Origin of the sequence: Corynebacterium sp. KPL1986 (assembly GCF_000477975.1) — a bacterium.
Taxonomy (GTDB): domain Bacteria; phylum Actinomycetota; class Actinomycetes; order Mycobacteriales; family Mycobacteriaceae; genus Corynebacterium; species Corynebacterium accolens.
The window spans coordinates 1,243,691-1,269,586 of record NZ_KI515719.1; the positions used below are offsets into that span (position 1 = coordinate 1,243,691).

General features: G+C 59.5%; 21 protein-coding genes and 2 tRNA genes. 10 read left to right on the top strand and 13 right to left on the bottom strand.

Translation table 11 applies throughout. The annotated features are described in order from the left end of the window. Positions 1–26 precede the first annotated feature (26 nt). Positions 27–1,226: a site-specific integrase gene (locus tag HMPREF1287_RS05810; RefSeq protein ID WP_023017009.1), complete on the top strand. Its 1,200-nt coding sequence runs from the start codon at positions 27–29 to the stop codon at positions 1,224–1,226. Here the strand turns inward: HMPREF1287_RS05810 and HMPREF1287_RS05815 are convergent. After that, positions 1,223–1,843, bottom strand: a complete 621-nt coding sequence (locus HMPREF1287_RS05815) for a hypothetical protein (RefSeq protein WP_023017008.1) — start codon at positions 1,841–1,843, stop codon at positions 1,223–1,225. The genes HMPREF1287_RS05810 and HMPREF1287_RS05815 overlap by 4 nt on opposite strands. 98 nt (positions 1,844–1,941) lie before the next feature. Here HMPREF1287_RS05815 and pepN point away from each other — a divergent pair, with 98 nt between their 5' ends. Beyond that, entirely contained in the window at positions 1,942–4,458 is a 2,517-nt protein-coding gene (gene pepN / locus HMPREF1287_RS05820; RefSeq protein ID WP_023017007.1) for an aminopeptidase N, read from the top strand. A 4-nt stretch (positions 4,459–4,462) separates the two neighbouring features. Here the strand turns inward: pepN and HMPREF1287_RS05825 are convergent, their stop codons facing one another. Continuing rightward, positions 4,463–5,152, bottom strand: a complete 690-nt coding sequence (locus HMPREF1287_RS05825; RefSeq protein WP_023017006.1) for an SDR family oxidoreductase — start codon at positions 5,150–5,152, stop codon at positions 4,463–4,465. 79 nt (positions 5,153–5,231) lie between these two features. Between HMPREF1287_RS05825 and HMPREF1287_RS05830 the strand changes: the two genes are divergently transcribed. Continuing rightward, the gene (locus HMPREF1287_RS05830; RefSeq protein ID WP_023017005.1) at positions 5,232–7,103 is read left to right on the top strand and encodes an FAD/NAD(P)-binding protein; all 1,872 of its coding nucleotides are present in this window, start codon (positions 5,232–5,234) and stop codon (positions 7,101–7,103) included. 26 nt (positions 7,104–7,129) lie between these two features. Here HMPREF1287_RS05830 and HMPREF1287_RS05835 read toward each other — a convergent pair whose 3' ends face one another. Further along, positions 7,130–8,287, bottom strand: a complete 1,158-nt coding sequence (locus tag HMPREF1287_RS05835) for a cystathionine gamma-synthase (protein ID WP_034654196.1) — start codon at positions 8,285–8,287, stop codon at positions 7,130–7,132. Positions 8,288–8,443: 156 nt separating this feature from the next. Between HMPREF1287_RS05835 and HMPREF1287_RS05840 the strand changes: the two genes are divergently transcribed. Further along, a complete protein-coding gene (locus tag HMPREF1287_RS05840) occupies positions 8,444–9,448 on the top strand; it encodes a mechanosensitive ion channel family protein (protein ID WP_023017003.1) in 1,005 nt (334 codons plus the stop codon). Further along, positions 9,449–9,832 carry a globin gene (locus tag HMPREF1287_RS05845; protein ID WP_023017002.1) on the top strand — a complete coding sequence of 128 codons (384 nt, stop codon included), beginning with the start codon at positions 9,449–9,451 and terminating at the stop codon, positions 9,830–9,832. It begins immediately after the preceding gene. 132 nt (positions 9,833–9,964) lie between these two features. Here HMPREF1287_RS05845 and ald read toward each other — a convergent pair whose 3' ends face one another. The 6 genes from ald to HMPREF1287_RS05875 form a co-directional block, all read right to left on the bottom strand. Next, positions 9,965–11,056 (bottom strand): alanine dehydrogenase, encoded by a 1,092-nt coding sequence (gene ald / locus HMPREF1287_RS05850; protein WP_023017001.1) that lies wholly within the window; start codon positions 11,054–11,056, stop codon positions 9,965–9,967. A gap of 257 nt (positions 11,057–11,313) precedes the next feature. Then, positions 11,314–11,952 carry a hypothetical protein gene (locus HMPREF1287_RS05855; RefSeq protein WP_023017000.1) on the bottom strand — a complete coding sequence of 213 codons (639 nt, stop codon included), beginning with the start codon at positions 11,950–11,952 and terminating at the stop codon, positions 11,314–11,316. A gap of 42 nt (positions 11,953–11,994) precedes the next feature. Continuing rightward, a complete protein-coding gene (locus tag HMPREF1287_RS05860) occupies positions 11,995–12,408 on the bottom strand; it encodes a thioesterase family protein (protein ID WP_005277857.1) in 414 nt (137 codons plus the stop codon). A 12-nt stretch (positions 12,409–12,420) separates the two neighbouring features. Further along, positions 12,421–14,091, bottom strand: coding sequence for an energy-dependent translational throttle protein EttA (gene ettA, locus HMPREF1287_RS05865; RefSeq protein ID WP_005277855.1), 1,671 nt, complete (start codon positions 14,089–14,091; stop codon positions 12,421–12,423). A 110-nt stretch (positions 14,092–14,201) separates the two neighbouring features. Further along, positions 14,202–14,798 (bottom strand): single-stranded DNA-binding protein, encoded by a 597-nt coding sequence (locus HMPREF1287_RS05870; protein WP_023016998.1) that lies wholly within the window; start codon positions 14,796–14,798, stop codon positions 14,202–14,204. A 192-nt stretch (positions 14,799–14,990) separates the two neighbouring features. Next, complete coding sequence (locus HMPREF1287_RS05875; RefSeq protein ID WP_034654200.1) at positions 14,991–17,042, bottom strand: cytochrome c oxidase assembly protein; 2,052 nt, start codon at positions 17,040–17,042, stop codon at positions 14,991–14,993. A gap of 66 nt (positions 17,043–17,108) precedes the next feature. Here HMPREF1287_RS05875 and HMPREF1287_RS05880 point away from each other — a divergent pair, with 66 nt between their 5' ends. After that, on the top strand, positions 17,109–18,032 hold the full coding sequence (locus tag HMPREF1287_RS05880; RefSeq protein WP_034654201.1) for a LysR family transcriptional regulator: 924 nt from the start codon (positions 17,109–17,111) through the stop codon (positions 18,030–18,032). 40 nt (positions 18,033–18,072) lie between these two features. Then, positions 18,073–18,146, top strand: a tRNA-Arg gene (locus tag HMPREF1287_RS05885). A 98-nt stretch (positions 18,147–18,244) separates the two neighbouring features. On the opposite strand, the gene HMPREF1287_RS05890 is transcribed toward HMPREF1287_RS05885, so the two are convergent. After that, positions 18,245–19,438: an IS481 family transposase gene (locus tag HMPREF1287_RS05890; RefSeq protein WP_034653752.1), complete on the bottom strand. Its 1,194-nt coding sequence runs from the start codon at positions 19,436–19,438 to the stop codon at positions 18,245–18,247. An 855-nt stretch (positions 19,439–20,293) separates the two neighbouring features. On the opposite strand from HMPREF1287_RS05890, the gene cmrA reads away from it, so the two are divergent. Beyond that, the gene (cmrA, locus tag HMPREF1287_RS05895) at positions 20,294–21,094 is read left to right on the top strand and encodes a mycolate reductase (protein WP_023016996.1); all 801 of its coding nucleotides are present in this window, start codon (positions 20,294–20,296) and stop codon (positions 21,092–21,094) included. Here the strand turns inward: cmrA and HMPREF1287_RS05900 are convergent. After that, positions 21,091–22,635: a sodium:alanine symporter family protein gene (locus HMPREF1287_RS05900; protein ID WP_023016995.1), complete on the bottom strand. Its 1,545-nt coding sequence runs from the start codon at positions 22,633–22,635 to the stop codon at positions 21,091–21,093. The two genes, cmrA and HMPREF1287_RS05900, sit on opposite strands and share 4 nt — an antisense overlap. Positions 22,636–22,796: 161 nt before the next feature. Between HMPREF1287_RS05900 and orn the strand changes: the two genes are divergently transcribed. Both orn and HMPREF1287_RS05910 read left to right on the top strand, forming a co-directional pair. Further along, complete coding sequence (orn, locus tag HMPREF1287_RS05905; protein ID WP_034654203.1) at positions 22,797–23,438, top strand: oligoribonuclease; 642 nt, start codon at positions 22,797–22,799, stop codon at positions 23,436–23,438. Positions 23,439–23,487: 49 nt separating this feature from the next. Next, positions 23,488–23,563: transfer RNA gene (locus tag HMPREF1287_RS05910), tRNA-His, on the top strand. Between the two features lie 28 nt (positions 23,564–23,591). On the opposite strand, the gene HMPREF1287_RS05915 is transcribed toward HMPREF1287_RS05910, so the two are convergent. Next, on the bottom strand, positions 23,592–24,536 hold the full coding sequence (locus HMPREF1287_RS05915; protein WP_023016993.1) for an MsnO8 family LLM class oxidoreductase: 945 nt from the start codon (positions 24,534–24,536) through the stop codon (positions 23,592–23,594). Between the two features lie 20 nt (positions 24,537–24,556). Continuing rightward, positions 24,557–25,762, bottom strand: coding sequence for an Ig-like domain-containing protein (locus tag HMPREF1287_RS05920; RefSeq protein ID WP_023016992.1), 1,206 nt, complete (start codon positions 25,760–25,762; stop codon positions 24,557–24,559). Positions 25,763–25,896: the final 134 nt, after the last annotated feature.

A 25,896-nucleotide genomic window follows, 5' to 3' on the forward strand; every position in this document is an offset into this window, starting at 1 on the left:
ATGACCACGAAAGAAGTGTATCAGCCATGGCTGTGCAAAAACGTGTAACCAAAAGCGGAACTACTCGTTGGGTGGCCCGTATTCGAGACGATAATAGAAAGGAACGGTCCAAAAGCTTTAACACTCGCCGCGAGGCTAAGGCGTGGGAAGAGCGCGTTCAGTCCGAGATTCGACAAGGTGAATGGATTGCGCCGGAAATCGGCGCCGTTACTGTGGGCAAGCTTGCGCACGAGTGGGCGGATCAGCCTGCCCGCGATAACACGAAAGCCAACCGCGAGGCTTTGGCTCGCAACCTCGGCCCGCTTAAAGACATGCCCATTAACAAAGTGCGGTCAAGCGATGTGAGCGCATGGCATGCAGAGCTAATTCATGGGAGAAGCTGGAAAAGCGGCAAAACGCTTTCAGCCAATACCGCAGCAAATCTAGCGGGAATGCTTTCTGGCCTTTTTGCCCGAGCGGTCGACGACAAAATGATTCGTTCCGCGCCGAAATTTACTATGCGAAAAAGTGCGCGAAGCTCACTACAGCGGGCGGATATCCTCACTACGAAAGAGGTTGAAGCGCTTATTCTTCGAGCTGGCGAAGACCACTTTAATTCCCCTGCCCGCCCATGGTTGGCAACGATGATTGCGGTGGCAGCTGGTTCCGGATTGCGTGTGTCAGAGCTTGGCGGGTTGAAGGTCGAGAATGTGGATTTTCTGCGGGGTCAGATCCATGTAAGGCAGCAGTCCAATAATGATGGCACGGGATTGGTCGCGTTGAAATCAGATAGCGCTCGTCGTTCGGTTCCGGTGCCGGATTCGGTTTTTGAGGTGCTCGAGCGGTATTTGCACGATTTTCCTAGGGAGCCAGGGCAGACGGTGTTCTATCGCGTTACAGATGGTGTTGAGCGGCTGCATTCGAAGAATTCGGCTGGCACTGCTTTGCGTCGATTGCAGTCGCTCCATGGGTTGCGGAAGAAGTCTTTTCACGATTTCCGGCACTATTACGCGACGGTCCTGATTGCAGGCGGCGCTCCGGTGAATGTGGTCCAGTCGGCGCTTGGTCATGCGAACCCTACAACGACGATGGAGACATATGTTCATTTCTGGCCGGGTAGCGAAGAGTTGACCCGCGAGGCGGCTTCGGTAGGGGTTGATTTTTTGCGGGATCATTGCGGGATCGGGGCGCGAGTGCGCCCCGACGAGGCAATAGACCAGGGCGTGAAAGTGCAGGTTGTTGGCTAGTTTTCGACCTGCGGCATCTCCGTGCGGGAGCGCTTGAGCTCGAAGAAGTAAGGGAACTGGGCTAGGCGCACGGAGGCATCGAAAAGCTCGCCGGCTTCCTCACCCTTGGGAACGCGGGTAATAACCGGGCCAAAGAAGGCGGTATCGCCCAGCTTAATAACCGGGGTTCCTACCTCATCGCCCACGGAAGAAATGCCGTTGTGGTGGTACTCGCGCAGCTTCTCGTCGTATTCCTCGGTGTGTGCCACCTCCGCAAAGTCTGCGGGGAGGCCAACCTGCTCTAATGCCTGGGCGATGATCTCGTCATAGCCGCCATCGCCCTTCTTTCCGCCGTTGCCCTTGGCGTGGATCAGGGTGCCCATGGCGGTATAAAGCTCATCAACCTTTTCTGGCTGCTCGGTCTTAACCTTGGCGAATACGCGGGCAGGGCCCCAGTTGGCCTCCATCATTTCCATGTATTCGGGATCAAGATCGCGGCCATCATTAAGCACCGACAGGGACATCGGCTCGAATTCCACGGCAATATCGCGGACCTTTTCTACCTCTTTGATCCAGCGGGACGTTGCCCATGCAAACGGGCAGGAAGCGTCGAACCAAAACTTAACTGGGGTAGTCATTATTCCTCCTTGAAATAAGTGCAGTTTGCCCCACCACTGTAAACGCGCTGCTAACCTTGATGCATCACTATTTTCGTTAGCAAAGGAGAATCTAGGCAATGACCTCTGTAAACCTCACGTGGGAGGAAGCAAAAAATCGCTCCCAGATGCTCAAGGTTGACCATTACGATGTCGCTTTAGACCTTAAGCATTCCGATACCCACTTCCTGTCCACCACCACGGTGCGCTTTAGCACCCAGGAGGCCGGTTCTACCTTCATCGATCTGCGCGCGGACAAGCTGCACGAGGTACGCCTGAACGGAAACCCGCTGCCCACGCAGTCCTATGACCCCACCTACGGCATTCCCCTCTCCGGGCTGCAGGTAGCGGACTACACGCTCGAGGTCACCGCGGAAATCCCCTTCTCCCGTACCGGCGAGGGCCTGCACCGCTTCGTGGATCCCGCCGATAACGAGGTCTACCTCTACACCCAGTTTGAAACTGCCGATGCCAAGCGCGTCTTTGCCTGCTTCGACCAGCCGGATCTGAAGGCCACCTACTCCCTGCACTTTAAGGCCCCAGAGGAGTGGACCATTATCACCAATGGCCCGGTCACCCGCGAGGGAGATACCTCCCATTCTGAGATCGACTATCCGCTGTCGACCTACCTGGTTGCCCTGTGCGCCGGCCCCTACCACGAGGTCACCGATACCTGGCACGGCGAGCTGACCGAGCACCCCGAGGGCAAGCCGGCGCAAAAGCTCGAGGTTCCACTCGGTATTTATTGCCGCGCTTCGCTGGCAGATTCCCTCGATGCCGAACGCCTCTTTACTGAGACCAAGCAGGGCTTCGACTTCTACCACCGCAACTTCGGCTTCCCCTACCCCTTTTACAAGTACGACCAGATTTTCGTCCCCGAGTTCAACGCCGGCGCGATGGAAAACGCCGGTTGCGTGACCCTCCGCGATGAATATGTCTTTAGCTCGCAGGCCACGCACTACAAGTACGAGCGCCGCGCCGATACGGTCCTCCACGAGCTCGCCCACATGTGGTTCGGTGACCTCGTGACCATGCAGTGGTGGAATGACTTGTGGCTCAACGAGTCCTTCGCCACCTGGTCCGCTGCCATCTCGCAGGCGGAAGAAACCGAATACGATACCGCCTGGGTCACCTTCGCAAACGTGGAAAAGTCCTGGGCCTACCAGCAGGATCAGCTGCCTACCACCCACCCCATTTCCACCGATGCCAGCGATATCGAAACCGTGGAGCAAAACTTCGACGGCATCACCTACGCCAAGGGCGCCTCGGTGCTCAAGCAGCTGCAGGCCTACGTTGGCCGCGAGAACTTCCTCGCTGGCGTGCGCCGCCACTTCGCCGCCCACGCGTGGGGTAACGCCACCTTCGATGATCTGCTCCGCCACCTCGAGGAGGCATCCGGGCGCGATCTCTCCTTCTGGGCACAGCAGTGGCTCAAGACCACTGGTATTAATACCCTGGCGGTTGCAACGGCGGCCGACGATGATGGCACCATCACCCAGGCGCACCTTACCCAGCGCGGCGATACCCTGCGCACCCACCGCGTTGCAGTGGGCCTGTATGGTACGCAGGACGGCAAGGTCGTGCGCACCGAGCGCCTCGAGATGGACGTGGAGGGCGAGGCCACCGAGATCCCAGAGTTGGTCGGGCGCAACCTCAATGACATCGATTTCATCCTGCCCAACGATGACGATCTGACCTACTGCCTCATCGATTTGGATGCAGGATCCCTGCAATTCCTGCTGGATAATATCGAGAAATTCGATGACCCTATGGCGCGCACCCTCTGCTGGTCCACCGCCTGGGAGATGACCCGCGCCGGCACCATGCGCGCCCGCGACTTCATCCGCTTGGTGGCCCGCGGCATGAAGGCGGAAACCGAGCTCGCCGTCCTCGAGCGCATCGTCTCGCAGGCGTCTACCGCGCTGAAAAACTACGCGGATCCGGCGTGGGCGAAAGACAGCACGGTTTTGGCGCAGGCGCTTGTCGATGGCGCCCGGAGCACCGATGCGCAGCGTTCCATCATCTGCACGCAGGCGCTGTCTCGGATTCGGCTGCACCAGCCTGCCCGCGACTACCTGCACGATCTCCTCGCGGATTCCGATGATGCCGGGCTGCGCTGGTCCGCCGTCGCAGCGCTTGCTGCCGCGGGCGCGCTTGCCGATGCCGAGGCCGCCATCGCCGCCCAGCTCAAGCGCGATAACTCCGCTACCGGCCACTACTCTTCCCTGCGCGCCCGCGCCGCGATTGCCACCGCAGATAATAAGCGCGCGGTATGGGAAGAGATCGTCGCCGGGGATCTCACCAACCGCGAGCTCACCTCCAAGCTGGAAGGGCTAAATTACCCGCACTCCGATGATCTCTTGCCCACCGCGGAATTCTTCGAGGTGGCCGAAAAGATCTGGGATTCCCAGTCCTCCGAGGTGGGCCTGACCACCGTCACCGGGCTATTCCCGTCCTGGGATATCACCCAAGACGGCCTCGATCGCGCCGATGCCTTCCTGCAGAAGGATCTGGCTGGCGGCCTGCGCCGCGCGATTACCGAGCAGCGCGACCGCGTGGCCCGCGCCCTGCGCAACCGCGAGCTCGACGCCAACTAGGTGACTATTTCTTGCGGAGGTTCAGCTCGATGCGCGGGCGCACCTGGATCTCCGTGAGCTGGGTGGTGGGCCCTGCCTCCACGACGGTGCGGATGGCGCGCGCCACCTCCACGGGCGCAATAACCTCGCTCGGGTTGTAGTCCTGCAGGCCCTCCAGCATCGGGGTATCGGTGGGGCCTGGCGCCACGGTGGAGACGCGGATACCGGGCTCGGAGATACGCAGGGCATCGGCAAGCGCATACAGCGCGTGCTTCGTTGCTGCATAGACCACGTTATCGCCGTAACTTTTGCGCCCCGCCCCAGAGTTGATGAAGACGACGGTGCCCTCTGCCTTGCGCAGCTGCGGCAAGAGCGCGCGGGTGACCTCTGCTGGCGCGTGGACGTTTAAGTCCATGTGGGCGCGCCAATCGTGCGGGGTGGCCTCTTCCACCGAAAACTTCGTGGCGCGCGCCGCGCCGTGCACGAGGACATCGACCCGCTCTAGCTCGGGCAGCTGCATGCCCTCGTCCAAACCGGCGACCAAGTCGCTGGCAACCGGCGTGATATTCGCGGCCTCTGGCAGCTCATCGGCGCTGCGGCCCAGCGCATAAACGTGGTAGTCGCGGGCGAGATCCTTGATAATCTCGCGCCCCATGCCACCGGTGGCACCGGTAACGACGGCGATTTTCTCTGGCACATTCGTGGTATCAGTCATGCCACCCCATCATAGGGAAAATGGATGCTAGCGGTGCGCGGCGTCCGTCCCCGTTCCGCGATGTGGAACGATAGGGGTTATGGCTACTCCTGCAATCGCGATCGTCGGCATGGGCCCGCGCGGCATTTCCATCTTGGAACGCCTCACCGCCCGCATGGATGATTCCAGCTCCCCCGTTACCATTCACCTCATCGATGAGGCCCAGCACGGCGCCGGCCGCGTCTGGGAAACCGACCAAACCAAAACCCTGTGCATGAATACGCGCGCGGGGGCTGTCACGCTTTTTACCGAGCCCGGCGCGACGGTGGATGCCCCCGTGCTCGAGGGGCCGACGCAATACGAGTGGATCCAACTGCTGCGCGGCGAGGGCGATAAGGTAGCTCCTGCCAAGCGCGAGCTTTGTGCACAACACCCTCCCGCCCCGCACATTGCGGCCGAGTACCGCGCGGAGTTGGCCGCAACCCGCCCGGAGTCCAACCCCACGCGCGCTTTATACGGCGAGTACCTGCGCTGGGTCTATGATGTGGTGCTGGCTCGCCTGCCGGAGAGCATTTCTACGGTCAGCCATCACCACCGCGTGGAGACCATTACCGCGGACGGCGCGGCCGATATCCTGCACTTGGACGATGGCTCGCAGGTGCGCGCCGATGCCACGGTCCTAGCCTATGGCTGGATGGCGCCGCGCTTTAATGATGAGGAGCAGCGCTTGGCGGAGTCTGGGCTGCGCTGGATCGCGCCAGGCAACCCCGTGGAACAAGACTACGAAGCCATTCCCGCCAGCGAAGACGTGCTGGTGCGCGGGCTTGGCATGGGCTTTTATGACATCATGGCGCTGACCACCATCGAGCGCGGCGGCAGGTTCGTCGAGGATGCCACCACCCGCTCCGGCCTGCGCTACGAGGCGAGCGGGAAGGAACCACATTTCATCGTCTCATCCGGCCGCGGTTATCCCTTCCATCCCAAGTCCGAGTACAACGAGCTGCCGCCCACGATGTCGCGGCGGCGGTTGCATGAGGTCATCGACAAGCTCCAGGGCACTGAGGACATCGACTTTGACACCCAGGTTTGGCCCGCCATCGCCCGCGATAGCTACGAGGCGTATATCACCACGCTGGAACGGGTGAATCCGGCGGCGCTGCTCCGCCCGCGCGAAGAGATCCTCGCGGTCATCGATTCCACCGCGCCGGATGATCTCGGCACCGCCCTTGCTCCCCTGGTCACCCAGCCGTGGGATATGACCGAGCTGATGTACCAAGTTGCTGGTTTTACCGACGATATTTCGGCGCTCACCGCCCACATTGCGGATTCCCTGGCGGGTGATATCCAGGAGGCGGCCGCCGGCCACGATTCGCCCATGAAGGCCGCGCTGTGGTCGCTGTCCCAGTCGCGCAAGCCCGCCTCCATCCTCGGCGCAGAAGGCCGCTATACCCGCGAGTCCCGCACAGGCCGCTACGCGCAATTCATGTCCTTTGGGCAGATGGTGGGCTCGGGACCTCCGCTTTTCCGCGTGCGCCAATTGCTCGCGCTTGTCGATGCCCACCTGGTCCACTTCCTCGGCGATCACCCCACCCTCGCGATCGAGTCAGACCATTACACCCTGACTTCTGGCCCGCGCTCGGCATCGGCGCCCACGCTTGTCGATGCCTTTATGCACAAGCCCGATATCCGCGTCGCCGGCGACCCGCTCACCCGCGGATTGATCGTGGGTGGACGGGTGCGCCCGTTTGCCGATCACGGGCAGGACACCGGCTCCCCCGAAACCGATGGTGCCACGCGGCGCTCCGTCCACCCAGATGGCAGCCTGGATGAGCGCCTGCATATCGTGGGCATTCCCACCTATGCGCAGTGGCCGGATACAACGATCTCCCCTATGCCGGGCACGGATCCGCTCATGCTGCAGGAAACCGATAAGACCGCCGGCTCCCTGCTCAAGGTTGTCGGCGGCCGGTAAGTTCGCGGTTGCGCTGTGAGCGCGACTTAGAGGGCGTCGAGCGCCTGCTGCAGATCCTCCAGAAGGTCATCGATGTCCTCGATGCCGATGGAGATGCGCACCATGTCCTCCGGCGGCACCAATTCGGAGCCTTCGGCCGATACGTGGGTCATATTCTGCGGGTGCTCGATGAGCGATTCCACCCCGCCCAGCGATTCCGCCAGGCAAATAAGGCGCGTATTCAAACAAATCTGCTTGGCGTACTCTGGGTCGTGGAAGCGCACGGACATCATGCCGCCGAACCCACGCATCTGCTGTGCCGCCAGCTCGTGACCTGGGTGCTCTGCCAATCCCGGGTAGCGCACCTGTTTGACCTCTGGGCGGGCCTGTAAGAATTCCGCCACCTTTTGCGCATTGGCGCAGTGGCGATCCATGCGCACGCCGAGGGTCTTAATGCCACGCGCAGTCAGGTAGGCATCGAAGGGAGAGGCGACCGCGCCCACGTTGCCCTGGAAGTACAGCAGCTGCTCATCCACCTCGGGGTCATTGGTAACTACGGCGCCACCGAGGACATCGGAATGCCCGCCTAAGTACTTCGTGGTGGAGTGCAGGACGTGGTCTGCGCCGAGCGCGAGCGGGTTCTGCAGGTACGGCGTGGCGAAGGTATTATCCACCAACACCTGCGCATTGCCCTTGACCTTGGCCACCGCCGCAATATCGGTGATATTCAGCGCCGGGTTGGTCGGGGTTTCCAGCCAGATGAGCTTGGTATTGTCCTTCACCGCGGCGGCGACGGCATCCACATCGCAGGTATTAACGATGGACATCTCCACGCCCCACTCCGTGAAATCATTAAGCAGGCGGTAGGAACCGCCGTAGGAGTCATTGCCCAAGATGACGTGGTCGCCGGGGCGCACCAAGATGCGCACCATCGTATCGGCGGCTGCCATGCCGGTGGCAAAGACGCGGGAGTAATCCGCGCCCTCCAATGCAGCCAAGGTCTTTTCAAGCGAGCGAACCGTCGGGTTGGCCACGCGCCCGTATTCAAAGCCGCCGCGCAGCTGCGCGAGGCCATCCTGGGCGAACGTAGTCGAGGCGTAGATCGGCACGTTGATGGATCCCATGTGCGGATCCGGGTGATATCCAGCGTGAATGGAACGGGATGAAAATCCTTTTGCCAAGTTATGCGCGCTGTGTTCAGTCATGCCTCCCAATCGTAGACTAAGCGGTTCATCCACACCGGCCATTCGGCAATTTATATTCTGCCCTCTCCACGCATTGCCGATTCGGCGCCGTCAGTGAGATTTCAGGATTCTCCTCTAGAATGGGTGCGGTTAGTTTGTGTCCACGATCAAGAAAGAATGATGAGTACGAACCTATTTACCATGGCTCAGGGAGCTGCAGAGAAAAAAGACGATGCAGTAGAGTCCGTATCGAGCTTCTGGAACGACGAGAACGTTCAACTTTGGCTTATCGAGCGGCCCATCCGCATCGGCCTCATTATCATTTTGGCCTTCATTGCGCACTGGGCGCTGCGCCACCTCATCAACCGGCTGGCGAAAAACAGCATTAAGGCCTCCACCCTCAAAAAGCCCAGCCGCACCCGCAGCAGGCCTGGGGAGGATAGCCAGCCAGATGACACCCTGCGAGAAACCAGGGAGGCGCGCCGCGCCTCGAGGATTAAGACCCTCGCCGGCGTGGGGCGATCGGCGGTTGCCATCGTGGTCTGGGTTTCGGCTGGCATTGCCATCCTGGATGAATTGGAAGTCAACGTTGCCCCGCTGATCGCTTCTGCCGGTGTTATCGGTGTTGCCCTCGGCTTCGGTGCACAAGAACTGGTCCGAGACTTCCTCTCCGGTATCTTCATGCTCATTGAGGATCAATACGGCATTGGCGATGTCATTGACCTGGGCAACGGCGTCTTTGGCGACGTCGAGTCCATTTCCCTGCGCATTACCACCGTCCGCGATATCGACGGTGCCCTTTGGTACGTCCGCAACGGCGAAATCCTGCAGGTGGCTAACCACTCCGATGAGTACTCCGTTGCCCGCATCCAAATCCCCGTCGGGCTATCCAACGACCCAGAGGTTGCCGGGGAGGTCATCGACAAGGCCGTCAAGGATGCCGTCAAGGACGAAAAGATCCGCAAGATGGTGCTCAGCACCCCGCGCATCGACGGCATGTCCAAGTTCGAGCCGGACTACGTCTCCTTCCGCGTGTCCACCAAGACGCTGCCGGGCCGCCAGTGGGATGTCCAGCGCTTTGTCCAGTCCCGCGTCCTCAACGTCATGCACGCAGAGGGCATCAGCACCCCTTACCCACACGGCATCGGCATTGCCAATCCGCATAAGGGAGACGATGCCTAAATGAATTCCGTCTATGAAGCCATCGGTGGGACCCCTACCTTTGAGCGTCTCGTGCATGGCTTTTATGACCAGGTCAAAGAAGATGACGTGATTGGCCCCATGTACCCGGATCAGGATTGGGAAGGCGCGGAACAGCGCCTTACCTGGTTCCTGATTCAGTACTGGGGCGGTCCCCAACACTTCTCCGAAAACCGCGGCCACCCGCGCCTGCGCATGCGGCATGCAACCTTTCCCATTGATATGGAAGCTCACGACCGCTGGCTCGAGCTGATGGGAAAATCCCTCGATAGTATCGAGGAAGACACCATCCCGCCGGCGTATAGCACCATGATTTGGGACCACATGCAGCGCGTCGCCGCCATGCTCATCAATAGAGCGCCTTAAGTTTCACCTGCTTGTAGCGCTGCCTGTGCAAGGCGTTACAGGCTGTACAAAGAGGCCCGCGCACTTCTACATTAGGTAAGTGCGCGGGCCTCTTTTACTGTGCGCTAGCGCCAAGTTAGCGCTGCCGGATGCTTAGTCTTTCCAGTCGAAAGCCTGGCGTACCGGCTCAGATATCAGCTTGCCGCCGCGGGTCATCACGCCGGAGCGCAAGCCTGGGAAGCGCTCGATCGCGGCATCCAGGTTGTCGTTGGCCACCGCGCGGATATACGGCAGCGTCGCCGAGGCCAAGGCGCGGGCCGAGGTATTGGCCACCGCACCGGGCATATTGGCCACGCAGTAGAAGAGGGTGTCGTGCACCTTGAAGGTCGGCTCGTCGTGGGAGGTCTTGCGCGAGTTCTCGAAGCAGCCGCCTTGGTCGATGGCGACATCGACAAGCACCGCGCCCTCCTTCATCTTCTTCACGGTTTCCTCGCGCACCAGCTTCGGTGCCGCAGCGCCTGGAATCAGGACGGCGCCAATGACGAGATCGGCCTCCTCCAGCTCCTTATCCAGCGTGGATGGGTCAGAAATCAGGGTCCGCACGCCGCCGGCGTACTGGTCATCAAAGCGCTGCAAAACGTGTGGATCCACGTCCAAGACCGTAACCTCCGCGCGCAGGCCGTGCGCCATAGCCACGGCGGACGCGCCTACCTGGCCGCCGCCGATGACCACCACGCGCGCAGGCTGGGTGCCCGGGATGCCAGAAACCAGGAGGCCACGGCCGCCCTGAGTGGACAGCAGGTGGTGCGAGCCCTCGATGACAGCCAAGCGCCCGGCGACCTGGGACATGGGGGTCAAAAGCGGCAGGGTGCCGCGGCGGTCCGTCACGGTTTCATAGGCAATGGAGGTTGTCTTCGCTTCCGTCAGCGCCTCCGTCAACGGGCGATCCGCCGCCAAGTGGAGGTAGGTAAAGACGGTGAGATCAGAGCGCAGGTACTGGTACTCGGACTCGAGCGGCTCCTTTACCTTCAGCAGAAGCTCGGCCTTGGCCCACGTCTCGTCCGCAGAATCAACGATGGTAGCGCCAGCCTCTACGTATTCCTCATCGGGAAAGGACGCGCCTACGCCCGCGCCCGATTCGATGAATAGCTCGTGCCCATCAGTAACCAAGGTCCGCACCTCGGTTGGGGTGAGGGCGACGCGGCTTTCATTATTGATGATTTCTTTGGGTACAGAAATGCGCACGGAGGTTCTCCTTCATGTGTTGGTTACAGAGGCGAAAATTTACTTCTCGCTGTCAGGTTAACGCAGAATACGAAGGAGGATATTAGTTTGTGCGTATTTCACGAACGGGGGTGACTACAATAATCATGATTTCCCCGATACTGCAGTGTATAGGGTTAAAAAGGCGAGCACCGGGAAGGCCCACCACCCCCGACTAGTGGGTTATAGGTATTAATCACTTTCCGTTTTGGGCGGCGGAATACCAGATTCGGGGAGTTTTACAGCACGGATAGCCGCGTGGAACGGTAGATGCTGCCAAACGGCGCATCAAGGCGCACCCACCGGCCAAGGCTCGATACGCGCAGGTGCCGGGGTATATCCATAGAGGCAGAGAACCCCGGGATTAGGCCCAGGTTGGTGCAGGCAAAGATCATCCGCATCGGGATTTCCACCGTCTGCCCATTGCCCTCAACCGTGACCACGGTCTGATTAAGCAGGCTGGGTGGCGGGCCCATGGGGCCAGAAAACTCCCGGGTCAGCTTCTGGCCTTGGTCCGAAAGCTCGCGCACCACCGTCACCGGCAGGGTATCTACCACGCTAAAGCCGGTCGCCGGGGGCAATGCGCCCGGCCACGACGCATCGCGGGACGGGCCGAGTTCCATAACGCCGGTGCCATCGTTTTTCGCGAGCTGTTGCTCCAGCGTCGACGCGGAGACCACTGCCCCATCGCGGGAGACTTTCCCCTGCACCCGCCGGGAGGCTACGACCTCGAAGGGGGTGGTGACGAAGGCGTCAACGACGTCATCGGCAAGCTGGCGCAGGCGCACCGACGCAGTCGCGTCTACCCCAACTGCGCGCGCAAGAAGGGCCCGCAAGCCAGGTCCTCCGCTGCGAATTTCAAGCGACTCGGTGACCATGGCGTGCGGGCCCTACCTTTCTATATGTGCACTGTGCGCCGTTTAAGAGGCGCTCATCTGCAGAATATCTTTTTCCTCATCCGTAAGCGGGCGCGGGGTGTGCTTCTTCTTGTCAATGACTACCTGCACACAGTTCACCGTGGCCGCTACCTCTCCAGCAGCGGTCTTGACCTGCTGGGAAGTGGTAAAGGACGACGAGCCGATGTGGGAAACGGTGGTTTCCACGATGACGTGGGCATTGCCCTCAAAGGGAATGGGGCGCATATAGTCCACGTCGAGATGGCGCACCAAGGCCATGAAATCGATGCCCTTGGCATAGATATTCTCCTTGGCAAAAGCCAAGCGTGCCTCCTGGGCAACCTCGATATAGTTGGCGTTCATCATGTGGCCGTACATATCGAAATCGCCCCAGCGGGTGGGCACTTGGTGGGTATGCGCGTTATCGGTCGCCATCATTCTCCTCAGGGATTATCGGGTGAGCTTGCGGTGAGTGACGCGAGAAGGACGGGCGGCGTCTTCTCCCAGACGCTCCACCTTGTTCTTCTCATAATCACCAAAGTTACCCTCAAACCAGAACCATTGCCCCTCGGCAACGTTGCCTTCCCACGCCAGAATATGGGTACAGGTGCGGTCCAAGAACCAGCGGTCGTGGGAAATAACAACGGCGCAGCCAGGGAATTTCTCCAAGGCGTTTTCTAGCGAACCCAGGGTTTCGACGTCCAAGTCGTTGGTTGGCTCATCAAGAAGGATAAGGTTGCCGCCCTCTTTCAAGGTCAGCGCCAAGTTCAGGCGGTTGCGCTCACCACCGGAGAGCACCTTCGACGGCTTTTGCTGATCCGGGCCCTTGAAGCCGAACGCGGACAGGTATGCGCGCGATGGCATCTCATTTTGGCCAACGTGAATATAATCCAGTCCGCCGGAGACGACCTCCCACACCGTAGCCTCTGGGTCGATATTCTCGCGGTTCTGGTCCACGTAGGACAGTTTGACGGTCTCGCCGACCTCAACCGAGCCATCATCCGGCTCTTCCAAGCCGACGATGGTCTTAAACAGCGTCGTCTTACCCACACCGTTCGGGCCGATGACACCGACGATGCCGTTGCGCGGCAGGGTGAAGGACAAGTCCTTAATCAGGGTGCGATCATCGAAGCCCTTGACCAGGTTCTTTGCCTCGACGACCTTATTGCCCAAGCGCGGCGGCGTAGGAATCTGGATTTCCTCGAAGTCCAGCTTCTTGTACTTCTCCGCCTCTGCAGCCATCTCTTCGTAGCGCTCCAAACGAGCCTTGTTCTTGGCCTGGCGAGCCTTGGCACCGGAGCGTACCCATTCCAGCTCGTCCTTCAAGCGCTTGCGCAGCTTGGCGTCCTTCTTACCGGCGACCTGGAGGCGCTCTTGCTTCTTATCCAGGTAGGTGGAGTAGTTGCCCTCGTACGGGTACAGCTTGCCGCGATCCACCTCACAGATCCAGCCCGCGACGTGGTCCAGGAAGTAACGGTCGTGGGTGACAGCTAGGACGGCACCTGGGTAATCCGCCAAGTGCTTTTCCAGCCACTCCACGGACTCGGCGTCCAAGTGGTTGGTGGGCTCGTCCAAAAGCAGCAGGTCCGGCTCCGTCAACAGGAGCTTGGCCAGGGCCACGCGGCGGCGCTCACCACCGGAGAGGTTGGTCACTGGGGCATCGGAAGGCGGGCAGCGCAATGCTTCCATTGCCTGCTCGATCTTGGAATCAACCTCCCATGCATCGGCGGCATCCAAGTCCTCTTGCAGCTTGCCCATTTCTGCCATGAGCTCATCGCTGTAATTGGTCGCCATTTCTTCGGCGATTTCCTCGAAGCGCTGCTTCTTTTCAAAGATATCGCCGAGGCCCTCCTCGACGTTGCCGCGCACGGTCTTTTCTTCATTCAGCGGCGGCTCCTGCTGCAAGATGCCCACGGTAGCACCCGGATCGAGGAATGCCTCACCATTGGAAGGCTGATCCAAGCCGGCCATGATCTTCAGAATGGAGGACTTACCGGCACCGTTGGGGCCGACCACACCAATCTTGGCGCCCGGGTAGAACGCCATCGTGACATCATCAAGGATGACCTTATCGCCAATTGCCTTGCGCACGTTTTTCATCGTGTAGATGAATTCGCCCACTTTTTACCCCTTTGCAAAAATTTGGGAGACGTATTTATCTACACAAACACTACATCAGAATGCGCGCCTAGGTGCCTCGGGTCGGGCGAACCCGAGGCGGATGGCTGGCGTTATGCATGCACGGTTTCGGCGGCCTCCTCCTCTTGCGTTGCTACTTCCTCGCCGTCCTGGGCTGCCGCGCTATTTCCCGCTTGGATGCGGTCTGCAGCGGTATCAGCGGCGGTATCGCCCGGCGCGGAGTTATCCACGTCGGGCACAACTTCGTTTTCACCAAGCTCTGGGATGGCGATGTTTTCCTGGTTATACTGCGGCGCCAAGCGCTTTGCTCCGATGACGTGGCGGTTTAGGTCCAGGCCCACATACTGGGCCTTGATAAAGGTGCGGTAGTGGTCCTTGCCTTCATCATCGCGCCACTGGTCGGAGACGATCGAACCGCAGACGAGCAGCGGCATGCCCTTGGCCAGGGATTTTTTGACGTTGATGGCAAATTGGTTCCACATTTCCACGTCAATAAAGAGGTGGTCTACATCGCGCCACTGCTGCTGGCCGCGTTGGTTATCGGCGTCGGTGCCGGTATCGGCGGGGCGATCAGGAACGCGCCGGGAGGATGCGATGCGCAGCTTGGTTTTATATGCGCCGGTCGAGGTCTTGGTCAAGATGGGATCTTGGGTAAGGCGGCCGGTGAGCATCACTGGGTATTGAGACATGGTGCTGAAATTCCTTTACTAGGTTGTGAGTTCGCGAGTGGTATGTCCCTCGCTCGCCTTCACATCCTGCTGCCGAAACGCAACCTGCACCATGCCGTACCACCCAGCGCTGTGGATAACTTGTTGTCCCCTTCAACAAAGTGGTGCCAGGATGGTCACTTTCGGGTGGGTTATCCACAGGTGGGCAATAAATTAGTGCCCGCGGAATCCGCTTTCATCGCCGTGGCTCATATCCTCCAGCATCGCGTTATAGCAGGCGAGCTCAGCGTCATCGTCCGCCTCCGCCTGCACATCGTGGCGCCGCGCCGTCGCGCGGTCATCGCGCAGCCAATCCAAAAAGAGCTTGCCAAAGACAATGACCAAGGGGAATTGGCCAAAGCCCCAGGCAATGCCCCCGCCCACGCGCTGGTCCTGCAGCAAGTCTTGATCCCAAGGCAGCTCGAGGTACTGATAGAAGTCGAGGCCAAGCACCGTCTGCAGCTGCATCAGGTACACGCCGGCGAAGAGGTGAAAGGGCATCGACAAGAAAAGCATGCCAAGCCGGAAAGGCGTGGAATGGCGCCTAGGCAAGGGATCTGGGCCAATGACCTCCCAGAAGTAGAAGTAGCCGGAAATGAGGAACACGTAGTTCATGATGAGGTGGCCGGCGTGCTCCGAAATGGCGAATTCGTACAGGCTCGGGAAAAGATAGAGCACGTAGAGGAAAAAGAGGTACTGCGCCAAGTTCACGAAGGGATTGGTAATGACCCGCACGAACTTAGATTGGGTCAGCGCCAAGGCATAATCGTGCGGGCTGGGTTGGCCCTTCGGACCCGGTTCGTAGGCCTCCATGACCAAGGTGAAGGGCGCGCCTAGCACCATGAGCAGCGGAATGGTCATGGACAAAATCATGTGCACCAGCATGTGGATGGAATACATTGCTGGCATGTACAGGCCTAGGCCAGTGGACATGACGAGCGTAAGGCCCAGCGAACCGACCATAAACCACGCGGTGCGCCCCTTGTCCCAGCTCAATCCGCGCTTGTGCACGCGGTAAACGCAGTAGCCATATGCCGCGGCCAAGAGCAGGCCAATCGTGCCAAACATGATGTCAAAGCGGAACATCGTCCAGATATTGAATACCGTGGGCGCCTCATGCAGGTTATAGCCCATGAGGATCTGCATGGAGCTCAAGTTCGGATCCCGCGGTGGCGGCGGCACGGTGCGCCCCAAGGTGATGGCTACGCCAATCGTGCCCGCCATGACCGCGAGCTCCACGATGGCGATGCGGATAAAGAGGCGCGGGTTTTTATCTAACTGCGGAATGGTGAGTTCACGGTGGATAAGCCCCATAATGCCCAGCAGGATGGTGAGCACGAATTTGGTGATCAGGATGATGCCGTAGGGCGATTGCGGTAGGTCCGAAATATCCATCCGGATGAGCGTATTGACCAGGCCAGACACGGCCAACACGACGATAGCCATGAATGCGATGGCGGAATAGCGCTTGACGGCGAAGGCGAGGTTCGGGCCCAGGCGCCGTCCATGCGCGATGAGCGCCATGAGGCCGCCCACCCACAGCATCACAAATACCAGGTGCCACAGCAGCGAGTTCGTGCCGTAGTCGTGGTCGCCGCCGGTCGCGGAGTGGCCCTCAAGGCCGATGGGAACCACCTGCAGGATGGACAGCAAAAGCAGGACCGGCTGCATGGCCCAGGTGCGGCTGAAGCTGCCAATAATTCCCACGGTAAGGGCGATAAGCACCGCGATTCCCCACACGATGGTGGAGGAAATCTCCGTAAAGGCCATTTTCAAAATGGTCAGGTTGAAGACCTTAAAAAATGGCGTGCCGGTCAGGTCCGACATGATCATCGGGATTTCTACCAGCCCCACGGCCGCAACGCCGAAGGCCGACCACGTGCCAGTGCGGGCGGCGATATGGCCGTCGACCGATAAAGGCGCCTCGATGAGGGAATCGTTGTCCCCGCGCGGGGCGATGAGAAACGACGAGGCCAAAAAGGATCCCACGGATAGCGCCATCAGCAGCCACGCCAGACCGCGGAAAAGCGGCAAGCCGAAGGTGGTAATCCGCCCTGGGTCCGGAATGCCCAAGGCGGCCAAGGAACCCGCCAATAAGAATAGGGAAATGAACCCGGCGACCAAGCCAGCAAAAAGCATTGCTGCAATAAAAATTCCCCAGGAAGGACGGGGTTTTTGCGTTCCAGACGGCGTGCTTTTGACCAGCGTATTGACCATAGCTCGCATTCTATAGGGCCACCCTAATCCAAAGCGAACGCATATTTTGCCCCCGGATGTGCCATGATAGAGCCTATGGACACCCGTCAACTTCTTTATTTCCGTGCCGTTGTAGACAATGGGTCCTTCACCCATGCCGCCGCAGCCCTTGAAATGACCCAGCCTTCCCTGAGCCTTTCCATCCGCAAATTGGAAAAGGAGCTCAATACCCAGCTGCTCTCCCGCGGGCGCTCGGGCGTAACCACCACGGAGGCGGGTGATTATGTCTATGACACCGCCCTCAAGGTCGATGCCCTGCTTGCCGATGCCCAACGCCACATCAGCGAAATCACCGGCGATAACGCCAATACCGTGTCCCTGACGTCGTGCCCCATCTTAAACTGGGAATTTACCCCTTCCGTCCTCTCCGAGCTCACCGAAATCCACCCCTCAGCTCGCATCAGCCTGGATGATTCCACCGCCGCCACCGCCATCAAGCGGCTCTTGGAAGGCCAGGTGGACCTCGCGCTCTTGCCGACGTCCGACCCCAAAGCCTTCATCCGCCGCTACTCTCCCGAGCTCACCATCCACGACGTCGCCGAATTCGACTACTCCCTCGCGGTGCCAGAGGCCATGGCAGACCTTCCTTCCCCTGTCTCCTTGCAGGACTTGCGCGAGGAAACCTGGCTGGTGCCTCCCCACTGCCGCGAGCTTCCAGGCATGGCGGAGCTTTACGATGACCTGTGGGAGAACCACCCCTCCTACAAGCCGGATCACATTCAAGACGTCGCATCGCTGCATGCCGCCATCCCGATGATTTCCAGTGGCTTTGGCATCAGCTTCATGCCCCGGTGCGCCCCCGCGCTGCATCCGCAGGGCATCGCTAAACTAACGGTCAAAGAGGATCTTCCGCGCTTCCATGCCATCTTGGCCTATCGCTCCGACCGCGAACTTACCCCGGCCGCCCAAGAATTGGTCGACATTTTGCGCTCGCACGATTCCGCCCGCCCCCTGGCTTAGGAATCGCCGTGGCTGTGGGCTAATATGAGTGTGCTGTCCAGCCCCCATAGCTCAGCGGATTAGAGCAGTGGGTTTCTACCCCATGTGTCGCGGGTTCGAGTCCTGCTGGGGGCACCGCTGTCATGAGTCGCGACATGCTTGACAGGTGAGTCGCGACATCGTTGACAAACCGGCATCTCAGTTTCTTTTTGTTCTGGGATGCCGGTTTCTTCTTATTCTGGGCCTAGGGGTGGGTCTCCTTGTTTCCAGTAGGGCTTTTGGTAGTTGCGGCTGGTGTCGATGTAGTGCTCGGTGATGACTTCTCCGGTTTCGGCTAGTGATGTGATGACGTGGTTGTCGGCGATGACCATGAGGATTTTCTGTCTTTTCCATTTGCGGCCTATGCCTAGGTGGAAGATTTTGCCGGCGTAGCGCACGGTGGTTTTGCCGTTGTCCCAGACGACGTCGTTTCTTGTGCGCCATTCTTGTGTCGGGTTGTGGGCTGGGTTGGCTTTGGTGCCGGTGGTGTAGGCCTGGTGTGGGGTGCGTCGGCCTAGTGCTTTGTGGGGGCGTGTGGTGTTGTAGTAGTCGCGGAATTCATTGAGGAGTGTCTGCAGGTCAGCTACGGTTTTAGCGGGTGGTCGGGCGTTGATCCATTTTTTGAGGGTTTGGTGGAATCGCTCGATTTTTCCTTGGGTTTGGGGATGGCCTGGTCGGCCGTTTTTCTGTTGGATTTTGTTGGCGTTGAGGACTTTTTCAAAGGCGTTTCGTCCGCCTTTGCGTCCTGCTAGGCGGGCGGTGAAGACGAGGCCGTTGTCGGTGAGTGTGGATGCTGGTGGTCCGTATTCTGCTATCAGGCGTGATAGTTCCTCGGCGACTTGTGTGCCGCTAAAGGCTGCGGCTGCGGTGATTGATAGCAGGTAGCGGGAGTGATCGTCGAGGAAGTCAAGGACTTCGATGCGGGTGGTGTCCGCTAGGTACAGGTGGGTGATGTCAGCCTGCCAGCATTCGTTGGGCATGGCTGCTTCGAAGCGGATGAAGGAGCTTTTGGGCTTCTTTTTTGGTGCTGGGGTGATGAGTCCTTCTTTTCTTAGGATGCGGCGGATTGTCGAGGTTGAAGGGACGCGTTTGCCGTCTTGTTGTAGGTGGTAGGCAATGGTTTCTGGACCTGCGTCGAGTCCGTGACGGGTGAGCTGTTTACGGATTGTGATGATGTCTTTGCACACGGTGTCTGGCACGGCTTGGGGGTGAGTGCGTGGGGCGCGGGATTTCGGCGCGATGGCGTCTGTGCCACCGGCATCGAAGGCATGAAGGATTTGGTAAACGCGTTGGCGAGAGATACCGAATTGCTTGGCTACTTGTGATGGGCTGCGCTTTTGCCCGCGGACTGCTTTGACGATGGCGAGGTTACGGTTGGGACTGTTCATAGTGTCAAACATGTCCCGACTCACCTGTAAAACATCACCTGACACGGTAAGGGTGGGCTAAGTGTCAAGTTTGTCCCGACTCACCTGTCAAGCATCAGGACTGCCTTCGCAGGAACAGGGTGTCAAATATGTCGTGAACTCAGACACTGCTGGGGGCACCGCAGCTCAAGGCCACTTTCTGACGAATTAACACCGCGAAGAAAGTGGCCTTTGGGCACACAATGGGCACAATCCTTTGAAAATAACGTATCGCAACCGGAAGTGAACGCGCTTAAATCTTCCGGATAAAGATGACCGTATCTGTCTCCTTCGTGATGGTTACGCTCGAGTGTCCAAATATCATCTGAAGCACTCTAGGATTTGCCCACCGGACTTGACCCCGGGCTTGACCTCGGCAAATTCGTCAGCTGAGGAGCCGTGCTTTTGGCATACTCGAAGATAGACTTTCGGAATTAGTTAAAGTACGGTCAGACATCGCACAGAAAGGAAAGTGACAAGCTCCATGCCAGCATTCTTGATTGAATACCATCGCAAAAAGGGCACTGTCCGATGTGAAAAGTTCGATTCACTCTCCGCAGCTACGCGTGAACGATTGCGTTTAGACCGATCCAATAATGACCCGGATATGGAAATTGTGGCGGTTGCTAGCGCGAGTGAGGAAAACCTCCGCCAGTCACACTCCCGATATTTCTCCGGAGCGTAGCAGTCACGGGGAGCTGAATGGCCGCCTGATGGCCTATTAGGAGGCCCCTCGAAGCTCTATATGCCTGTGATGCCTCGAGACTTTTTCGCAGCATGCCGGCTTTTTGTCTACGCTGGGGTCTTTAGCAAACGGCTCCTTCGAAAGGCTCGACAATGTCACTTCCGGCACCATCTCGTACCTCCTATGCCCTGGTTACGGGCGCTAGTCAGGGCATCGGCAAGGCGATGGCCCACGATTTTGCGGCGATGGGCTATAACGTCATCCTCGTTGCCCGGCGCGGCGAAATCTTGGAAGACATAGCCGCAGAACTTGAGCGCCGCCACCACATTGAGGCCAGTGCCCTGCCCGCGGATTTGGCCACCGATGAAGGGGTCGAGGTAGTCATTGACGCCATCTCCTCCAAGGAAGTCTCTATCCTGGTCAATTCCGCCGGCATCGCCAGCTTCGGGCCCTTCATGGACCAGGACTTGGGCTACGAGACCTCCCAATTCGCCTTAAATGGCACCGCCGTGCACCGCCTGACCCGCGCCGCGCTGGAACATATGCTCCCGCGGCGTGCGGGCGCCATCTGCAATGTGGGCTCAACGGCCGGCAATATCCCCATCCCCAATAACGCGACCTACGTCTTTACCAAGGCCGGGGTGAATGCGTTTACGGAGGCGCTGCACTATGAGCTCAAGGGCTCTGGCATCAGCTGCACATTGCTTGCTCCTGGGCCGGTGCGCGAAGCGACCATCGCCGAAGAGGACCAGACCATCGTGGATAAGGTCGTGCCCGATGCGTTGTGGACCACATATGAGTCCTGCTCCAAAGAGACCATCGCGGCCATGCAAAAAGGCCAGCGACGCGTGGTCCCTGGCCCCTTGTCAAAGGCGATGAACGTGGTCAGCAAGGTGCTGCCGACCCCAGTCATCGCGCCGCTCATTGGGCGGTTTTATTCCCAGATGGGCTAGCTTTCCGCATTCTCGCCGGCGGCTTGCTTGCTGGCGGCTTGTGCCGCCGCGCGGGCGTTTTTGCGGTCCACCCAGAAATCGGCGTTCTTGATGCCCACCGCTTCTGGGTCGAATTCCGGATCCTTGCCCGCCTTCTTTTGCTTCTCGTAGTCCTTCAGGACCTTGATCGCCGGCGCCTGCAGGAAGAGGATGGCGATGATATTTAGCCATGCGGTGGTGCCCACGCCGATATCGCCCAGCGCCCAGGCCGAGCCCGGAGTCGTGGTAGCACCCACGATGACCGAGACGATAATCAGGATGCGCAGCGCCCACACCAGGCCGCGGCGAATCGGGCGAGACTTGACCCAACGGTTGAAGTAGGTCAGGTTGACCTCGGACATGTAGTAGTACGCCAGCACGGTGGTAAAGGCGAAGAAAGCAATGGACACGGCGATAAACGTCGGGCCCCAGCCGGCAAAGACGCTATCGAGGCCGGATTGGACGAAGCCGGGGCCGACCGCGACGTCATCGGGAAGCGAGCCCTGGTAGACAACCTCGCCGTCCTCGGATTCGCCGCGGAAGACGGTGTACATATCCGTGGAGATGATCATAAACGCCGTAGCGGAGCACACGAAGAGGGTGTCGATGTACACGGCGAAGGACTGCACGAAGCCCTGCTTAGCCGGGTGGGAGACCTCCGCGGCGGCAGCGGACTGCGGGCCGGTACCCTGGCCAGCCTCGTTGGAGTAAATACCGCGCTTGACACCCCACATGATGGCCACACCCAGCATGCCGGAGAACCCGGCCTCGAGGTTGAAGGCAGACTTAAAGATAAGGCCAAAGACATCTGGAATCTGCGAGTAGTTGATGAGCATCACGACGATGGAGATGCCGATGTAAATCACGGCCATAAACGGCACGACCAGGGTGGCGAAGTTAGCGATGCGCTTGACGCCACCGATAATGATGATGGCCAAAATGCCGGCCAGGACCACCGCGGCCCAGGTGGAGTTAACACCCCACGCGGTATCGGCCGCTGCGGCCACAGCATTGGCCTGAATGCCCGGCAGGAAGTAGCTGGTGGCCAAAATCATGGCGATGGCAAAGAGGATGCCATAGACCATCATGAACGGCGCGGCCTTGGTGTGCTTATACGCCTTTTCGATGTAGTAGGCCGGGCCACCGCGGTATTCGCCGGTGTCCTGGTCCTTTTCTTTATAAATCTGCGCCAGGGTGCACTCGATGAAAGAGGTGGACGAGCCCAAAAGCGCCACCGCCCACATCCAGAACACCGCACCCGGGCCACCGAAAGCAATGGCCGTGGACACGCCGGCGATATTACCCACGCCCACACGGCCAGATAGCGAGACCATCAGCGATTGGAAGGAAGAAACACCGTCATCGGATTTTTCGCCCTTAGAAATTTGCCGCAGCATATCCGGCAGGCAGCGGACCTGCAGGCCCCGCGTTACCACGGTGAAATAAACACCCGCACCCAAGCACAAAAACACGAGGGCGGGCGACCAAATTATGGAATTGAGGGCATCGAGAAAGTTTGCCATCGAGAAACTCCTTAGTCATTCGCACCTCCCTTGTGAAGCACGATATAGAAAGTATGCCGTAAATCACTTCCCAGTGTCGGTAAAACGATAGGTAAATTTTTCTTTTTGTTTTGCGGGGTGCGGATCGGGGCACGCGGAGGGCCCCGCCGGCCGGGGCTAGAATGGAACGCATGTCTTCTCCCGAAATCGCCGCAAAATATGATCGCCTCGTGTGGATCGACCTGGAAATGACCGGCCTCGACCCAGAGCGCCACGTCATCGTCGAGGTAGCCGCCGTCATCACGGATGGCAACCTCAACATCCTTGGCAAGGGCATCGATCTCGTCGTCCACGCCACCGAAGAGGAACTATCCCAGATGGATTCCTTCGTCACCGAGATGCACGCGAGCTCCGGCCTCGATAAGGAAATCCGCCAGTCCGCCACCACCATCCGCGAGGCCGAGGACGCGGTGCTGGCGCTCATCAACGAGCACTGCGAACACCCCGCTCCCCTGGCCGGCAATTCCATCGCCACCGACCGCACTTTCATCCGCGCCTACATGCCGCGGCTGGATGAGGCGCTGCACTACCGCATGATCGACGTCTCCACCATCAAGGAGCTCGCCCGGCGCTGGCACCCGCGGGCCTACTACAACCAGCCCGATAAGGGCATGGCCCACCGCGCACTGCAGGACATCATAGAGTCCATCCGCGAGCTGGATTTCTATCGCCGCAGCGTCTTTCGCACCGATGAGGGCCCAACTTCTGCCGAAGCCGAGACCCTCAAGGCCGAAACAACCGCCGATTACCAGGCGTTTTTGTAATTTACGCGGCGTGAGTTAACCTATATCTCGTTGCTTTCGCGCAACGATGGTGGTTGTAGTTCAGCTGGTAGAGCACCAGGTTGTGATCCTGGTTGTCGCGGGTTCGAGTCCCGTCAGCCACCCCAATCTCCCGAGCCCCGCGCTCGGGATTTTTTATATCTCCACCACCATTTCCTCCGAGCGGGCCCTCCCCGCGAGATCCGGCATGTCTCCGGTAATCAGGAACTCATCGACACCCAGCCGCTTGCCGATGCCCCTTAGTTCCTCCCCCACTTCCCCCACCGTCCCCCAGACGTCGTGGCCCAGGGACTCGTCGATACGGCGCTGTTGCTGGCTCGTTAGCCCCTCCAGGTCCAATTCGCGGGCCGGGCGCAGCGGCGCGAATTCCCCGGTGGACTGGGCCATGACCTTTGCATAGGACTCCGGCAGCAAAAGGTCGCGCGCTTGGTCCGCGGTATCGGCGACGGCGATATTGAGGGAGGAAATGATAGGTGGGGCATCGGCAAGCGCATGCTCGCGGTAGAGCCGTGCCGCCTTTTCCTGCATCTCAACAGGCCCACCCAGGATGACGCCCAATCCCAGCCGCGCCGCCACCGCAACTGACCGGAATCCGGCGAGGATATAGAGGGGCGTGCCCGAGTACTCGGGCCTCACCGTGACCGCCTCCTCGCCGCGCAGGTACCCCAATAGGGCCTCCACCTCGTTCTCGAACTGCTGCTTGAGCTCCAGCGGATCGCCCTGGCGCAGGGCCTTGCGCACCGGCGCCGTAAAGCCCACCGAGGAGCCCAGTCCGATATCGATCCTGCCCGGGTACAGCGCCTCCAGAAGGTTGATTTGTTCCGCGACAAGAAACGGCGGGTGGTTGAGCAGCATGATGCCTGCGGTCCCCACGCGAATGCGCTGCGTGCGCGCCGCTACGTGCGCGGCCAACATGCCCGGCTGGCCCGCTGGGATGCCCGGCACGCCGTGGTGCTCGGCCAGGAAAAACCTGCGAAACCCCAGCCGCTCCACATGCTGCGCATGCTCGGCTATCCCATCGAGCGTGCCCGCCGCCCCGCGGTCCAAAATAGAAAAGCGCATGGCCACCACTGTAGCCATGCGCCTAAAGGTTGTGCGGATTATTGATTAGCGTCCGCGTTGCCCTTGGACCATTCCTCCCAGGACAGGTTCCAGTCGCCCAAGCCATCCATGGGATTGAGCGTCTCGCCATAGGTATTGAATACGCGGACGATATCGCCGCGCTTGACGGTGTTCTGGAACCACTGCGCTGCCTCTGGCGTGACGTTGATGCAGCCGTGGGAGGTATTGGAGTTACCCTGCGCCCACACGGACCACGGCGCAGAGTGCACGTAAATGCCCGAATAAGACATCTGGGTAGCCCAGTCCACCTCGGTGCTATACCCGCCCGCATCGTGCGGCAACCCGAAGGTCTCAGAATCCATCAAGAGCGACTGGTGCTGATCTCCAATGACATAGCGCCCGTTCGGGGTGTCGTATTGGTAGTCGCGGCCCAGCGAAACCGGAATGGTGCGCAGGAGCTCCTTATTCTTGTAGACCTTCATGGTCTTGGTGGCGTTATCCACCAGCGCGACGGTGCGATCCCCAATGGTGAAATCCGTCCCCGTATTTTCCCCGCCGTAGATTCCGCCACCGAGGTCCTTGCCGTACTGATCGACCTTGACCTCAACCTTGGTGCCCGGCTCCCAATACTCCTTGGGTCGCCAGCGCACCTCTTGGTTATTCACCCAGTAGAACGCGCCTTCTACCTCTGGGTTGGTCTTAACCGTAATCGTGTCCTCTGCCGCCTTGCGATCGGTGATATAGGTACCGAAATTGACGCCGATGACCTGGCCCACGCCCACCTCGGAGCCCGGGATAGGCGTCATCGCCACCTGGGCGACGCCCGCCGCCTGAGACGTAGAAAAGCTCAGGTTCTTCTTATTGCCGTCCTTATCGGAGGCAACGATGGAATAGGTGTGGTTATAGCCAAGATCCTCGGCCGTAGTCCACTTCTTGCCGTCCTCAGAAAGCTTTTCTTCAACTTCCACGCCCAGCTCATTGGTCATGGTCACGCTCTTGAGCTCGGTGGTGGATTCCACGGTGACGGGCTTGGATGGATCGACGTCTTCTGCCCCATCCTTCACGGAAGCCGAAAGCTTCGACTTTTCTTTCTGCTCAGATTTCTCTGCTGAGCTCGAGGTAGTTTCCTTATCCTCCGGGCGGTTTTCAGCGGCGGAATCAACGGAGCACGAGGCTACTACCAGGGAAATGCACGCAATGCTCGCAGCAGCAATGCGGCGGGAATTAGAGAGGGAGTTAATCACTAAGTAGACCTTAGAAACACAGTAGTTCTTTCAAGACCAATCCAGATTATCGCCTTGCCACCCCAAATACCAGAAACAAGCGCACCATTGTCCAAACTGTTATACTCCCCCGAAAACACGCTATGACCAGTCGA

Coding starts and splice junctions, on each gene's coding strand:
- HMPREF1287_RS05830 (WP_023017005.1), top strand. CDS start 5,232: ATGGCTACTCCTGCAATCGCGATCGTCGGCATGGGCCCGCGCGGCATT.
- HMPREF1287_RS05855 (WP_023017000.1), bottom strand. CDS start 11,952: ATGGTCACCGAGTCGCTTGAAATTCGCAGCGGAGGACCTGGCTTGCGG.
- cmrA (WP_023016996.1), top strand. CDS start 20,294: ATGTCACTTCCGGCACCATCTCGTACCTCCTATGCCCTGGTTACGGGC.
- pepN (WP_023017007.1), top strand. CDS start 1,942: ATGACCTCTGTAAACCTCACGTGGGAGGAAGCAAAAAATCGCTCCCAG.
- orn (WP_034654203.1), top strand. CDS start 22,797: ATGGAACGCATGTCTTCTCCCGAAATCGCCGCAAAATATGATCGCCTC.
- HMPREF1287_RS05845 (WP_023017002.1), top strand. CDS start 9,449: ATGAATTCCGTCTATGAAGCCATCGGTGGGACCCCTACCTTTGAGCGT.
- HMPREF1287_RS05860 (WP_005277857.1), bottom strand. CDS start 12,408: ATGATGGCGACCGATAACGCGCATACCCACCAAGTGCCCACCCGCTGG.
- HMPREF1287_RS05875 (WP_034654200.1), bottom strand. CDS start 17,042: ATGCGAGCTATGGTCAATACGCTGGTCAAAAGCACGCCGTCTGGAACG.
- HMPREF1287_RS05915 (WP_023016993.1), bottom strand. CDS start 24,536: ATGGCTACAGTGGTGGCCATGCGCTTTTCTATTTTGGACCGCGGGGCG.
- HMPREF1287_RS05890 (WP_034653752.1), bottom strand. CDS start 19,438: ATGAACAGTCCCAACCGTAACCTCGCCATCGTCAAAGCAGTCCGCGGG.
- HMPREF1287_RS05900 (WP_023016995.1), bottom strand. CDS start 22,635: ATGGCAAACTTTCTCGATGCCCTCAATTCCATAATTTGGTCGCCCGCC.
- HMPREF1287_RS05825 (WP_023017006.1), bottom strand. CDS start 5,152: ATGACTGATACCACGAATGTGCCAGAGAAAATCGCCGTCGTTACCGGT.
- HMPREF1287_RS05870 (WP_023016998.1), bottom strand. CDS start 14,798: ATGTCTCAATACCCAGTGATGCTCACCGGCCGCCTTACCCAAGATCCC.
- HMPREF1287_RS05880 (WP_034654201.1), top strand. CDS start 17,109: ATGGACACCCGTCAACTTCTTTATTTCCGTGCCGTTGTAGACAATGGG.
- HMPREF1287_RS05810 (WP_023017009.1), top strand. CDS start 27: ATGGCTGTGCAAAAACGTGTAACCAAAAGCGGAACTACTCGTTGGGTG.
- HMPREF1287_RS05815 (WP_023017008.1), bottom strand. CDS start 1,843: ATGACTACCCCAGTTAAGTTTTGGTTCGACGCTTCCTGCCCGTTTGCA.
- HMPREF1287_RS05835 (WP_034654196.1), bottom strand. CDS start 8,287: ATGACTGAACACAGCGCGCATAACTTGGCAAAAGGATTTTCATCCCGT.
- HMPREF1287_RS05840 (WP_023017003.1), top strand. CDS start 8,444: ATGATGAGTACGAACCTATTTACCATGGCTCAGGGAGCTGCAGAGAAA.